A 15,189-nucleotide genomic window follows, 5' to 3' on the forward strand; every position below is an offset into this window, starting at 1 on the left:
GACAGCATCTTGCTGTCTGAGCTATTGGCTTAATATTTTTACCATTAGATGCTAATTGCATATGAGACAGCAAGATGCTGTCTGAGACAATTTTTTGATAAAATCACTTCGCAACTGGGCCAGTAATTACACCCAAATACCGACCCATCCAGTACGGTAACAGAAACGAATCGCCCGCACTTAATTCACTCACCACTTTTGTTGGTCGGTCCAGCTTGAAAAGGTTGCGATTGTGCTTCAGTTCTGGACGTTCGTCGGGCGGTAGGACTTCTTTGGTAGTTTGTCCACGAAAGTTTTCGGGGATAAGTTCAATATCTTTTCGATGACTGTTCAGGATTGGCCACTCGATCATATCTAACGGAAATTCCTGAAGATACCAGACCGTTTCGGGTAGGTCGAAAGTTTTAGCTCCTGTCATACCGTAGCAGAGATTCCAGAGGCCGTCTTTTTCAGGACGTTCGGCCTGCCAGTGGTCTTTAATGGCTTCCCGGTATTTCGCTTTTAATTCTGGCGTGAATGCATAACGGTATAAGGGCCAATACGCCAGAAAGTACATTTCATCATCGGAATGATTCCAGCCTTCCGACAACATTTTGGCCCAATCGCTGGCATCTTTCGGTGCTTTTCCGATTTCGCTCATGGGCCGCATCAGGTTTTCGAGATAGCCGTGCTTTTGCATCAATTCATAGGCTTTCTGTTTGTAAATCGGCTTACCCGTGAAGTGATAGGCAGCTTGTAGAAACCCGATAATGTTGGACGAATTGATTTTCCGATCACCAACCGATTTATCGAATGCATTCACGTAAGCAGGATTCCATTTTCCCCAGAGCGTGGGTTTCCCGTCTACGTCCAGCAAATACCAGTCGTTTCGAATGATGTTTGTCATCAGGCTGTCAATCAATTCAATAGCCCGTTTTTTTACGTCGCCATCCATCAATTCGGCCAGCAGTGTAAGTGAAAACATCTGACCAACAGTCTGATCACTGCTCGTTGTTCCCCGCCAGTCCCATTGTGGGTCTTTGGCATGATTCCAACCATTGGTGAGGCCGCCGTCCCAGGCCTTGGCTTCAAATTTATGGTAGCCCTGTCGCTCAAAGCCGCGAGCGAAAAAACCATTCATATTCGTAATGGTAAATAGGCGTTCCATAGCGTCAAACGACTCCAGACAGTTAGCCAGTGCTTCTTTATTGCCCGTAACTTTGTAGCGAAACAACTGGCTCACCAGATACATCGATGTCCAGAGATTATCGCTATCACGCTGACCCATCTGCGCCGTTGATAAATCGCCGTTTTGAATAACCGTCACGTCGCAGTTGAAACCGTACCGAATGTGCCGCTGTCGAACCTGTTTCTCATACAAAAGTGCTTTCTGCTCCAGCGTCATCGGTTCGAAATGAATTGAGCCTAACCCTTTGTACGTCAATACGTCAACTGTTTTGCCTTGCCCTTCTGAAATGGCGATGACGGCGTTGCCGGGCAACCAGCGTTCGCCATAGTAGTAATTGAATTTCCCATCGGGACGTAGCATAAAAGCACCCATCGTTGAGCCAAACCACAGATTATCGTGTGCGTAGGAAATCGCGGTTATATCGGTGCAGGGAAGTTTTCGCTGAATTGCGCCAATCGGTTTGCCGGACGTAGCATCCAGCACCTGATAACCATCATGCGTGCCGAGGTGAATTTTATTCTTTTCGATGGCAAAACAGGTCAAACCGGGTTGCTGAAATACGCTACGTAGCGTTCCTGCTTTTACATCCAGCCAACTCAGCGTGTGTTTGCCCAATACCCAAAAACGATTTCTGGCTACTTCATACCGCAACTCAATAACCGAATCCTGATCCAGCGAACCTTTCCACGCTACGTTGGCCCCTTTCATCAAATGGATGTTTTGCCCATCTGATACCAGAAATGTAGATGGCTGTTCCGGCCCGGCAGAATTTGAACAAAATAATCTGGCACCCAGCATCTGATGACGGATAAACAATTTTCCGGCCCACGCATTGCTCAGAATCGCGCTATCATCGAGATACACAAACTGCTGATCTGCCAACGCAAGTCCCGCGAGTTTTCGGTCGGTCATTGGTCGGTAGGAACGATCAGCCGTCAACGTACCGGGATATTGAAACTGGCCGCCTGATGGACGTAATAAGCCTTTTGACGAAAGGATTTGTGTTACGTTGTTCCGATCTGTATAAACTGCTTTTAACGGAATCGTACTATCCGCCGTGTAATATTTGACGCTATAATCCTGTTGGTAAGGAACGTCTTTGTAAATAGATTGAGCAGAGGCAAAGAGCGAAAGAGTGCCGCAATGGATGTTGAGAGAGAGAAAGAGCGAACAGTAGAGAGCTAAACGCTTTTCCAATTTTAGGAAGATAGGAAGGGGCATGATTGTTCAGAAAGTGTTGGTCACTACAACAGTTTTTAGAGTTGCAACATCACTCATTCACTCTTGCACTCTTTCGCTCTTTATTACCGCATCGGTGCACTGATTACGCCCAGATAACGACCCATCCAATAGGGTAGTAGCCAGATATCGCCCGCACTATGTTCCGACGTACCGTTGCCACGAGCGCGGTCCAGATTAAACGTATTGCCATTATGGCGTTGAATAGGCGTCTCCGACGGTGGGAGTACTTCTTTAGTCGTCTGTTTACGGAAATTATCGGGCAATAATTCAATGTCTTTGCGGTGGCTGTTCTTGATTTCCCAATCAATCATATCGAGTGGATACTCCTGTAAATACCAGACAGCTTCGTTCAAATCGAAGTTTTTTGTACCGGTTAAGGCTGTGAAAATATTCCAGGCCCCATCTTTTTCAGGACGTTCGGCTTCCCAATGGTCAATAATTGCTTTCTTGAAATTGGCTTTCAACGTATCGTTCAAGGCGTAGCGATACAAGCCCCAGTAACCCACAAAATACATTTCATCATCGGAGTGGTTCCAACCGTCCGACATGTGTTTGCTGTGTTCATCGGCATCTTCCGGCGCTTTACCGATCACTTTCATCGGCCGCATCAGATTCTCATAATAGCCGTGTTTTTGCAATAGCTCAAGTGCCTTTTTCTTGTATTTTTCCTTCTTCGTGAAATGATAGGCCGTTTGCAGCATCGCCGTAATATTTGACGAATTCAGCTTGCGGTCGCCAACATTGATCGGGAAGGCGTTCACATATTCAGGGTTCCACTTGCCCCACATGGTCGGCTTCCTATCGAAATCAATCAGGTACATATCGTGGCTAATGATGTGGCTCATCAACGTATCGATCAACGTAATGGCGCGGCTTTTCAGGTTCTTATCATCAACTAGTTCAGCCATCGCCCCAAATGCAAAAACGTGTCCGATCACCTCATCGCTACTCGTGGTCGATTTCCAGTCCCAATTCGGTTGGGGAGAGTGTTGCCAGCGTTCGGTATCGTGCAGTTTAGCAATGTAACCCGCCCGCTCAAACGACCGCGCCGGGAAACCGGGAACGGGCGTAACGGTATACAATCGCTCCATCGCATCCAGCGATTCACGACAGTTTTGCAGGGCGTCTTTATCTTTTGTAACAGCGTACCGGAAAATTTCGCCCGCCAGATACATCGATGTCCACAAGCCATCATTGTCCGAATCTTCCAAATAACCCGACGTCAGATTCCCTTTTTCCATACGTACCAACGTAGCGTTGAAACCGTTTCGGATGTGTCGCTGGCGGACCTGGGCGTCGTATAATTTCGCTTTATCGTGTAAGGTGAGTAGCTTGGTTTCGAGTCTGGTTAAACCGGCGGTTGTTAGCAATAAAACGCTACGTTCTGGACCGGCCATGATTTCCGTTACGTGGTTGCCCGGTAGCCAGCGTTCGCCGTTGTAGTAATCAAATTTGCCATCGGGACGTAGCGAAAATGCGCCTTCTTTCGACCCAAACCAGAGTTTACCGTTCACATCAGCAACGGCGGTAATAGCTGTTACAGGTAATTTCCGGTGAATAGCGCCAATCTGTTTTTTCGTCAGTGGATCAACTTCCAGATAGCCATCCGACGTACCGATGATAATTTTCTGGCCCTTTGTCGCTACGTCGAACGACGTGAAATTGCTCCCTTCGAAAACCTTTGTCAGTTTATGTTCTTTGCCCGAAAGCGTTTGCAGCGACCTCTTTCCTAAAATCCAGAAAAGATCTTTTGCGGGCTGGTAGCGAATCTGAATTGCTTCGTCATCAGTCATATTCCCTTTCCACGTAACGTCGGCTCCTTTTACCAGATGCAAGGCTTTACCGTCCGAAACCAGAAATGTGAAATCAGCACCACCAGCAAACAGTTTCGCTTGTGGCAGTTGGTGTGTGGCAAATAATTTTCCGGCCCACGCATTGCTTAACACCGCCCGGTTGTCGAGGTACACGAGTTGCTGGTCATACACGCCAATTGCGGCCAGTTTCATATCAGTAATTGGGCGATACGTCTGGTCGGCCAGCAACGTACCGGGAACAAGAAACTGCCCGCCCGAAGGACGTAGTAAACCGTCGCTCGAAAGCATCTGAATTACACCATTTCGGTCGTAGGCTAGTCCGGTAAGGCTTGCATCGGGTTTATTAGCGTAGTATTTGATGCTGTATTCCTGCGCATACGGTTTGTCCTGGTAGACGGATTGTGCCCAGGAAATCACCGTTGAGAGAAGCGTTAACGTCAGTAAATTAACTGTTCTGTAAACCATTGGTAATCGCATAAAGTGGGTTGTTTTTCAATAGGTTATTGAATCATTTTCAGGTAGCGACCCATCCAGTAAGGTAGCAGCCAGAATACAGGTTCGCGCTCAATGTCGGGCGTACCATTGACGGCCGCCCAGGGGTTTTTATCCCAACGTATTACCGTTCGGATGCTAGCCGGTGGCAGTTCATTTACCTGAAGTTCATCGAGTACGGGTGTTCGAACGATCTGTACATCTTCCCGTTTGGTATGATCGACTGTCCAGTTGACCAGATCAAGCGGTGTATCGACCAGAAAATCAACCGATTCGGCTAATTCCACTCGTTTATTTCGTGAATAACAGTAGAGGAAATTTATCAGCGGATTTTTGTCGCCACTACGTTGTTCCAGCCATTGATCGATGTGGTTTTCGTAGAATGCCAGCAGCTTTGGATCTTTTTCACAACGTAGCAGAATTGGGTATACATAAGCTGCCAGCATCACGTCGAAATAGATAAACCAGGCTGGATTCTGATTTTTTATGTTGGCCATATTATTCAGATAGCCTTCTTTGTCAATCAGATGCCGATAGTGCTGTTCGTATTTTGGCTGCCCCGTTACATGATAGGCCAGCTTTAAAAATGCCAGCAACTCCATCGAATTCTGGCTCCGGTCGGGAGCCCAATCCAGATCGCGGTTTAGTTTATCCGGCGACCAGACTCCCCAGCGCGTATGCGTACCATCGATGTCAGTCAGATTGAATTTATTGGCAATCAGATGGTCCACAATTCGTGATACGAGTTTACCGATTACCGCTTTTTCGGGTTCTTCGGCTACGAGTTCGTAATAGAAATAATAGCCCATCATGTGGCCACAAAGTTCGTCGCTGCTGGTATCTCCTTTCCAACGCCATTTGCCATCTTTCGACAATCGCCAACGGATTTCTACGGGTTTAAATCGAGGCTCTTTTACCAATTCATCGGCCCGTTCTTTGGGCGTAAATGTTCGGTTGGTATCGTCAACGCGAGTCCAGTTGGCAGGAACAATAGTGCGCGCAAAAAAGCCATCGGTACCCGTTACGTCCTGAAGCAATTTTAAAAATTGAAACGCTTTTCGGGCTTTCTCTTTGGCATCCGGGCTTTTTGTGGCGGCATAACGGAAACACTCCATCGCGAGGTAATTGGCCGTATACTCGCCATCGTTATCATCATCGTCGGGCGCCCAAGTCGTCGTATCGCCCGGTACGTTTAGGCGGCACTGTCCGGCAATCCACGGATCGCGAATATGCCGTTTCATCATAACGTCGTAGAAATAGTCCTGCTTTTGCGCCAGTGTCATGCTACGTTTTCGAATGGCACTAACGCCTTTGGCCGTTGCAATCCAGGCCGTTCCCTGCGCATCGAACGCGATGTCGTTTACCCAATCATCCAGCAGCCATCTACGAGTGAAACGTAACGTATGGCTTCCATCAGGCCGATAACGTACTACGCCCACATCCGTGCCTACCCACATCGTACCATCGGGCGCTCGTTCAACGCAATTGGTGTAAACAGATGGTATTCCTTTTTTGGGCGTAATTGTCTGGATTTTCTTTTCCTGATTCAGCAACGTAACGCCACCAAGGCCAGCCGCCCAAAGATTCTGACGTTTGTCGATAGCGACTCCTTTCACCGATGCACTCAGCAATTCATCGTTCTTTTGAAAAGCCTTTACGTTACCATTTGCTACGTGGTAAAGTCCTACATCGGTTGCCAGCCAAAGCCCATTCGCGCCATCAGAAATCGCACTACGTATTGAACGAGGCAGTTTATACGTCTTTTTCTGGCTTCCATGACTGGTAAGTAACCATACACCTTTGGGACCTAACGCATAAATTCCTTCTTTGGCCGGGCAAATAACTGAAATAGGAGATTCCGGGCCTTCAATACGTTCAGCTTTGTTGTTTTTATACTGATAAAGGCCATTCCACGTAGCAAACCAAACGCCTGTTTTTGCATCAGCGGCTACCGAAAAGGCAGGCCCATTTTCAGTAGCAGACAGTACGTTTACCCAATTCGGCTGATTCGTTTCCTTCTTAAACACACCTACCGACGTAGCAGCCCAGATTGTCGATTGATTATCGACCGTTATACTACGTATCTCAACTGCCTGACCGTTTACAAGAACTGGATGCGCTTCGTGGTATTCCTGTTCAAACGATTTGTCCTGATACAGTTGACTGGCACCTGCTTCATCGTCAACGCCCGTATCGCCCCATCGACAAGCGGCACAAAGCAGCCAGATAGCTGCTACGCTCAATAATTGTCGATAAGAACGTGATTCATTCATAAGAAGCAGGAAACAGGTAGGAATCGGTCTGTTTCCCTGTTATACGGCACACGCAAAGCATCGGGCTATTTGTAATTGGTAAATTTCAATGTGTGTCGTTGCCACGTAGCGTGTTTATAACGGTATTTCTGACTTCTGATTTACGAAACAAAATGCTGATAACAAGCTCTTAACCCTAATTCGGTACAGGGAATAAATCCTGAAAATGAAATAAAACGGATTTGCGCAAATCGAAGGTTATTTTACGCAAAGTGCGAAATTCATTTAAAAAACAGCCGCCTATATTTGTTCAAAGTCAGTAGAAAAGCCAAATATAATTTTGCCATAAAGGCTGTGTTAAGCAATTATGAAGGATTTATTAAGAATAGCCGATAAATCCTTTTGCCTATGTTATCCAAATATTATTTGGAGATTCAACTTGAATAAGTAATAAAATTTCCAAAAACTAGTCAATTTTATTAAAACGTGATTGATTGACTAGTTTTTAATACCGGCCAGATTGAGACGATTTCTATGTCTGTTTGATGTCTGATTACCCATGTACTTAACCGCACTCCCTAACTTGTACTACGATCTTACGCTACCTATTTTATGACTAGTAACTATACCATCGAAACCATTCTTGGCAAGGTTATTCAAGGCGATCAGGCTGCGTTTGCCCGATTATATCGGCATTACCGCACACCAGCACTGAAGTTTTGCACATCGCTCCTGAAAGACGCCGAAGACGCCGAAAATATGGTGCATGATGTTTTCATAAAAATCTGGGAGCGCCGGGCAACCATTAACCCAAGTCTGAATTTCAATGCTTATTTATTCACCTGTCTGCGAAATCTAGCCTTCGACCACCTGAAGCAGATCGAGAAAAGTCAGCTTCTTAAGCAACGCTACATGGAGCGGATGCAAACCTTTCACGACGAAATACCCGAAGATCAGGAAGCCCAGATTCAGTTGCTCCAGACAGCCATCAGCTCGCTTTCCGAAAAGCGTAAGCTGATTCTACGCATGAATGTTGAAGACGGGAAATCGTATCAGGAAATTGCCGAACTGCTACGTATCTCTAAAAACACGGTAAAGAACCAACTCGTCAAAGCCAAACAGCTACTACGCGAAAAAGTTGACTTTGCGGTTCTTTAACCAAAAAGTTTGCTCCAGAAGAAAGACAGCCTACTTCCTTCCTCTTTTGTCTTTCTTTCTGGGGCTAATTCTATCAGCGGCTTCACAAAAAATTAACGTACTAGCTGATAGTCCTTTAGCTGTTTCTGAAAGTACTATAGGAAAACTGTCTAACGGATGAGAGATAATGTCAGATCATGGCAGCCGCTACCTAATCGAACAGCTATTAAACAATAAACTGTCGCGAGCAGAACTTGATGAATTTTTAGCGGGCCTGCACCACGAAACCAGTGTGCAGACCTACTCAGATGCACTGGAAACTCACTTTAACGAACTGCTGAACGAACACGGTCCATTGTTGGAAACCGACGAACCATCTTTAATGTACAATGAAAAATGTACAATGAAAAATGATGAGTGAACTTGTATAATGTTTAGATAAATAGTCTGTAAGGCAATTAGTTAGCTGGCTATATTTTTATTATGCATTATTCATTACTCATTTCCCACCTCTATCCTATGAATTTCATTTAACCTATTATCACTGAATACGTATGAACTCAATTTTTCCTCTTCACTTGATTCTGAGGCAAATACTAACAATCACGTTGCTGATAAGTAGTTGCTTCGTCCATGCACTGGCAAAAGATAAACCGACAAAAACCGTTACCGGAACTGTTACGTTAGCTACAAATAACCAGCCGATTGCCGGTGCTAACATCCTGATCAAAGGCACGCAACTCGGAACCGTTACCGATCAGTCGGGTAAATATTCGATTACGGTCAATAATGACAAAGCGGTGCTTGTCTTCTCGTTTATCGGCCACAAAACGCAGGAAATTCCCGTTGGCAACAAGACCGTTATCGACGTAGCATTAGCCGAAAACAACGAAGTTCTTGGCGAAGTAGTGGTAACGGCTCTGGGTATCAAACGCGAAGCCCGTTCGCTGGGTTATGCTGTGGGCGAAGTACAGGGCAAAGACCTGAGCCGGGTTGCTCAGGAAAACGTACTGAACTCATTGGCTGGCCGGGTGCCGGGCGTTCAGATCAGCTCAACCGGACCATCGGGTTCGTCGGTGAGCATGATCATTCGCGGGGCCAAATCGCTCAACACCGATAACCAGCCTTTATTTGTTGTTGATGGTGTACCTATAGCGAACACCCTAAATAACGTAAGTCAGGTTGGTAGTGATAACCGCGTCGATTATGGTAATGCCATTTCGGATATTAACCCCGATGACGTAGAGAATATTTCGATTCTGAAAGGACCCAGTGCTGCCGCTCTGTATGGTTCGCGGGCAGGTAACGGCGTTGTTCTGATCACGACCAAAAGTGGTTCAAGAGCGCAAAAAATGACCGTTTCGGTTACGTCGAATACGGTTTTTGATATGCCGTTCAAATTCCTGAAGATGACAAAAAATTATGCAACTGGTGTGCTTCCGTTCACGCCCGATGCAAACCCGTATCCAGGTGGTATTCTACAGGTTGATGAAGGTTCTGCCGGAGGTATTGGTCCCCAGCTCGACAGAGGATATAGCGCCATTCAGTGGAACAGCCCAACTGATGCCAGTGGCAATAAAGTACCGCTGCCACTGGTTTCGCACCCTAACAACATTAAGGATTTTGTTCGCACGGGTGTAACGAGCACTAACGGCGTATCGATTTCAAATAATTCGGAAAAAGTAACGTATCGGCTTTCGTATTCAAATATGAGCAGCCGGGGTATTGTTCCGAATTCGGATCTTTTTAAAAACACGTTGGCGTTGAACACAATAGTACGTGTTAGTAACAAACTGAGCCTGAGCACCAACCTCGATTTCAGCCGCAGCAACTCGAACAACCGCCCTGCTGGCGAACGTGGTACAAACCCATTGCAGTGGGCATATGCCGTTGGTTCACACATCGATATCAACGCCCTGCGCAATTACTGGGTGCCTGGTCAGGAAGGAATTCAACAGTTATCACAAAGCAGAGGTAACTACAACAACCCGTGGTTTCTGGCATACGAAGTGAATAATGGTTTTGTTCGTGACCGGATGTTTGGCAACATGAAGGCCGAGTGGCAGCTTACTCCCGAAATTAAACTGATGGGTCGTTACTCGCTCGATACGTATCAGGAACAGCGGGAAACCAAAATTGGCAAAAGCTACACTGGTGAACCCAACGGGGCTTACGGTCTGATTAACCTGAAACGCTACGAACGTAACATCGACTTCCTGGCTACGTATACCAAACGGTTCAACGACCTGAGTCTGGTGGTATCGGCGGGTGGTAACGACCGGTATTCGCAATCGTCGGATATCAGTACCAGCAGCCGCGACAAAGCCGGTTTGATTATTCCGGGTCTGTACACGATTCAGAACATTGCGCCAAATAACCTGCAATACAGCAATTACCTGTATAAAAAGGCGATTTATAGCGCTTACGCAACGGCGAACTTAGGATACAAGGACATGATTTATCTGGACTTGACCGCCCGCAACGACTGGTCTAGTACATTACCAGTGAACAACCGTTCATACTTCTATCCATCTGCTTCGTTGAGTTTATTGGTGAATGAAATGTTCCGTATGCCAGCCTCTGTCGATATGTTCAAGGTTCGGGCGGGTGTAGCGCAGGTTGGTAACGATGCCAACCCGTATAGCCTTTATCCAACGTTGGGCGATGCTGGTGCCTGGAATGGCGTAACACGGCTGTCAAAACCAGAAAGCATTCTGTTGCCAGAGTTGAAACCGGAAATCGCTACATCGTATGAAGTGGGTATCGATTACAATATGTTCCGCAACCGGCTCCGGTTCTCAGGAACGTACTACGTATCGGAAAACCGTAACCAGATTCTGCCATCGCAAATTGCTCCTTCGTCTGGCTTTAGAACCAAAAACATCAACGCTGGCTTGCTCGAAAGCCGGGGTGTTGAACTCTCGCTTGGCGGTACACTCATCGACAAAGGTGGTCTTCGCTGGGATCTGACAACCAACTTCACCCGCAACGTAACCCGTATTAAGGAGCTGGCACCGGGCATTCCGTTCTATACGCTCTGGACTGATGCGAAAGGTGGTGCCTGGACCTACGTAGGTGATAAAGTTGGCGATATCTACGATGCTGAAATCATCACGGTAACTGACCAGAACTCAAAATATTTCGGCTATCCGATTCTGGACAACGACGGTTCGTGGCAGGCACGTAGCGCAAGCACGGTGAAGAACAAAATCGGAAACTTCAACCCGAACTTCAATCTGGGCGCGCAAAGCACAATCTCATATAAAGGATTCTCGCTGAATTTCTCGCTCGACTGGCGTTCAGGTGGCCAATTTGTATCGCAGACGTACCGCTATTCCGAGTCTGATTTACGTTCGCAGCGTTTCCTCGACAACCTGATCAATCCAGGCGGTCGTACGGGCGACGCGCTACGTAACTGGCTGGTTGAAAATGCGGATCAGAACATTAAAATTCAGGGTAACCGCTTCCCGATTGTGGGTGGACCAACGGCTGAATACGGCGGATTTCCATTCGAGTTTGGTGGCAAAACGTATGCGTATGGTGTATTCAATCCAGGTGTAATTGCACAGTACGATGCACAGGGTAACATCACTGGCTATACCGAAAATCTGGGTGCAGCCGGTACCAAGATTATTCCTTACGGCGATAACTATCCCTGGGATTTCACCCGTGCTGCTACGTTCGACGCAGATTTTGTTAAACTTCGTGAGGTCTCGCTGGGCTACGATCTACCTGCTCGTTTTGTGAAGTCGATTGGTTTGCAGAATGCTACGTTCTCGGTTTACAGCCGCAACATCATTCTCTGGACAGCCGCCAAAATCAACATCGATCCCGAAATGGCTTTCCAGCCACAAGCTGGTGCTCAGGCCGGTACGCAGTTCAAACAGGGTATCGAACGATATAACGTAACTCCCTGGGTTATTCCGGTTGGTTTCAGACTTGGTCTCACGTTTTAATTAAAGGCACGGGCAAAGGGCAGGGAAGTTAGCCAGACGACAATTCCCTTATCTCCCAGCCTTCCCAGCCCCAAACCCCTTTGTAAAAAATATACAGTCATGAAAACTATAAAGTATACAATCGTTTTCGCACTGCTTTTGTCTTTTCTCTTTTCCTGTAAGGATCTGACAAAGCTGAATGTGAATCCCAACGGTGTTCAACCCGAAACGGCGAACCCAAACCTGATTATGCCTACGGTATTGTCTGAAACAGCCAAGCTCTATACAAATCTGGGTTTTCAGGACATTGCTGGCGTAGTACAGCACACCCAGAAAGATGCGTGGTTTAGCGGCCACAACGACTACGATTGGGGTGGCGATCAAAGTTGGGCTGATTATTACAATCAGCTACGTAACAATGATCTGGTTTACCAGCGTTCTGTTGCGTTGAATATGGAGTTTCAACAGGGTGTAGCCCTCGTTATGAAATCGATTCTGTTTGGCTTAATCACCGATCTGTGGGGCGATGCACCTTATACGAACGCGCTGAAAGGCGAGAAAGGAAGTGTTGATGATATTGCTCCCAGTTACGACAGTCAGGAAGTGATTTACACGGGCATTCTGGCCGATCTGGAAAAAGCCAGTACGTTACTGTCGAAACCAAAAACAGGTTATTCCAGTATTGTTGATGCGGCTGATTTGTACTACGCTGGCGATCCTACCAAATGGCGTCGGCTTGCTAACTCGCTTCAGCTTCGGTATCTGATGCGGATTTCGTCCAAGAAACCAGATGTTGCCAAAGCGGGTATCGAAAAAATTGTTTCTAACCCGACTCAGTACCCGATTATCGACGACGCATCTCTTGATGCAACGATGGCGTATGTAGGGAATAACTCGGGCGATTCATGGCCGTCAAATTCGGTTTATGACATCAGTGGCAGCAACTACCGACGTATCAAAATGTGTTCCACGTTGCTGAAAGCCATGCAGCCAACCAGCGATCCTCGTCTGGCGATTTGGGCGAAAAAGGTAGAGATTCCGCTGAAAGTGGATGCTACGTTGCCTGCTGGAACAGACAAAATTACCAACGGTGTTCGTTTCCTTTCGCCCGATAAAGTAGGTACAACCCCTATCGACACTGACCCAAACTACGTTGGTTTACCGCCAAGCGTATCCCAATTGCCATCGGGCTATAACTTCAACCCAACACCTGGCCAGACATCAGTGAACCCGCACGTATCGTACCTGAATGAGAGTTACACACAAGCCAAAGGTACGTTACTGAAAGCTCGTCTGGTATCGGCTGCTGAAGTACAGTTTATTCTGGCCGAAGCCGCGCTGAAAGGCTGGGCGGCAGGTGACGCAAAAACACGCTATGAAAACGGGGTGAAAGCTTCACTAACAGCCTGGGGCTTAACGAGCAGCTACACAGCCTTCATCGCACAAAAAGGTGTTGCCTACGAGGGTACACTGGCTCAGATTATCGGTCAGAAATGGATTGCCTCCTGGACCAGTGCCACCGAAGCTTGGTTCGATTACCGTCGGACTGGCCTGCCTGCACTGCAAGCTGGCCCAGTTGCTAAACGGAGAGCACTTCCACTCCGCTTTTACTACATGCGGGATGAACTGAACCTGAACAAAACCAATTCGGGAGTAGCCCTCGAAAAACTCGAAACCACAGTCAACACGCAGTCGGACGGTAAAAACAGCGCCTGGTCGAAACAGTGGCTGGTGCAGGGAACTGGTAAACCCTGGTAAGAATCGTTCATATAACCACCGCGTAAATCTAACTTCCCGAAAGACGAGACATCTGCGCTCAACTCTTTCGGGAAGTTCGTTAACAGCCATTTTATGAAACAAATCCTCCTTCTTTCACTGGCCTATCTGGGGCTTACTTTGTCGGCTTTCACACAGGGTTTTAAAGCAGGAGCTGCCGTTCGGATTATAACGCCGAATCCACTTTTACCTGTTTCGGGAGGAATTGGTACGCCCAAAAAAGCGGTTGAGAAGAAAGGAGATTTGTATGTAAGAGCCTGTGTATTTGAGAAAGCAGGAACGCGGATCGCTATCGTCAGTGTCGATAATCTGGGGTGGCCGTCGGTGCTGGGCAACAAATCCAGAGCGCTCATCAAAGGGATTCCGCCTGAGAACGTATTGATTGGCTGTACGCACACACACAGCGGCCCCGATGCCTATGGTTTCCCGAACGAAAAAGGCGAAGCATTTGCCGATCTGACGTATCTGGATAAGTGCATACAGGCGATTGCCGATGCGGTTAACGAAGCAACAACAAACCTCGGTCCGGCTTCACTAAAAACAGCAGTTGGCGAAGCGAAAGGGAAGATTGCTTACAATTACTACGCTCCCGATTTGTTCGACCCGCGTTGTGGAGTGATTCAAGCCATCGCTACGTCGGGGAAGAACGCTGGTAAACCAATTGTTACGTTAGTCAATTACGCCATTCACCCCGAAATAATTGGTTCAGGGCAAGGTATCTTAAGTCCCGATTTATGTGGCCCACTCTATGAACGTATCGAGTCGAAAGCGGGTGGAATTGCATTGTTTGTAAATGGCGCGCAGGGCGGTATGGTAACGGCCGACAATCGGCGGGAAGGTGGTAAAGAAGCCAATACGTGGGAAGAATGCATCCGAATTGGTGAACTGCTGGCCGATGAAGCGCTACGTATCATTGGCCCCGCCGAAACGCAGACAAACCCATCACTTTTCTGCAAAGTCCGCAAGGTTACGTTTCCGATTGAGTCGGACGTAATGAAATACATCGTCAAGAAATCTCCGCTGAAATACGACGTAGCACCGGGCGACAACGTAGTAGCGCAAGTCAACCTGCTGAATATCGGCACGGCACAGGTACTGACCATTCCGGGCGAAGCGTTACCCAATGTTGGTTACTACGTTAAACGCCACATGCACACCAACGTACCGATGCTGTTTGGTCTGACCAATGATGCCTTTGGCTATATGCTCACCAAAGTAGATTTCAGTAGTTTCAAGCGTTATGACTACATCAGCCGAACCAGCCTGGGCGAAAACACTGCCGAAATTTACATGGACGAAGCCCTCAAACTAATAAATGATTCACCCAAAGCCGACGGTTATAAATAGGCTAACAAATTATTTGCGAGTGTATC

Annotated in this window: 8 protein-coding genes; 5 read left to right on the top strand and 3 right to left on the bottom strand. The window is 47.2% G+C overall.

Translation table 11 applies throughout. The features are described from left to right. Positions 1 to 103 precede the first annotated feature (103 nt). From ACYVD4_RS27380 to ACYVD4_RS27390, 3 genes are all read right to left on the bottom strand, one after another. On the bottom strand, positions 104 to 2,389 hold the full coding sequence (locus ACYVD4_RS27380) for a hypothetical protein (RefSeq protein ID WP_460951096.1): 2,286 nt from the start codon (positions 2,387 to 2,389) through the stop codon (positions 104 to 106). A gap of 83 nt (positions 2,390 to 2,472) precedes the next feature. Then, positions 2,473 to 4,689, bottom strand: coding sequence for a hypothetical protein (locus ACYVD4_RS27385; protein WP_460951097.1), 2,217 nt, complete (start codon positions 4,687 to 4,689; stop codon positions 2,473 to 2,475). Positions 4,690 to 4,724: 35 nt separating this feature from the next. Beyond that, positions 4,725 to 6,989 carry a ligand-binding sensor domain-containing protein gene (locus tag ACYVD4_RS27390; RefSeq protein ID WP_460951098.1) on the bottom strand — a complete coding sequence of 755 codons (2,265 nt, stop codon included), beginning with the start codon at positions 6,987 to 6,989 and terminating at the stop codon, positions 4,725 to 4,727. A 591-nt stretch (positions 6,990 to 7,580) separates the two neighbouring features. On the opposite strand from ACYVD4_RS27390, the gene ACYVD4_RS27395 reads away from it, so the two are divergent. The 5 genes from ACYVD4_RS27395 (at position 7,581) to ACYVD4_RS27415 (ending at position 15,163) form a co-directional block, all read left to right on the top strand. Then, positions 7,581 to 8,126: an RNA polymerase sigma factor gene (locus tag ACYVD4_RS27395; RefSeq protein WP_460951099.1), complete on the top strand. Its 546-nt coding sequence runs from the start codon at positions 7,581 to 7,583 to the stop codon at positions 8,124 to 8,126. Between the two features lie 166 nt (positions 8,127 to 8,292). After that, positions 8,293 to 8,526, top strand: a complete 234-nt coding sequence (locus ACYVD4_RS27400) for a hypothetical protein (protein WP_460951100.1) — start codon at positions 8,293 to 8,295, stop codon at positions 8,524 to 8,526. A gap of 133 nt (positions 8,527 to 8,659) precedes the next feature. After that, positions 8,660 to 12,061: a SusC/RagA family TonB-linked outer membrane protein gene (locus ACYVD4_RS27405; protein ID WP_460951101.1), complete on the top strand. Its 3,402-nt coding sequence runs from the start codon at positions 8,660 to 8,662 to the stop codon at positions 12,059 to 12,061. A gap of 99 nt (positions 12,062 to 12,160) precedes the next feature. Then, the gene (locus tag ACYVD4_RS27410; protein ID WP_460951103.1) at positions 12,161 to 13,798 is read left to right on the top strand and encodes a SusD/RagB family nutrient-binding outer membrane lipoprotein; all 1,638 of its coding nucleotides are present in this window, start codon (positions 12,161 to 12,163) and stop codon (positions 13,796 to 13,798) included. A 93-nt stretch (positions 13,799 to 13,891) separates the two neighbouring features. Beyond that, positions 13,892 to 15,163, top strand: coding sequence for a hypothetical protein (locus tag ACYVD4_RS27415; protein WP_460951105.1), 1,272 nt, complete (start codon positions 13,892 to 13,894; stop codon positions 15,161 to 15,163). Positions 15,164 to 15,189 lie beyond the last annotated feature (26 nt).

It is taken from the genome of Spirosoma daeguense, from assembly GCF_054776875.1.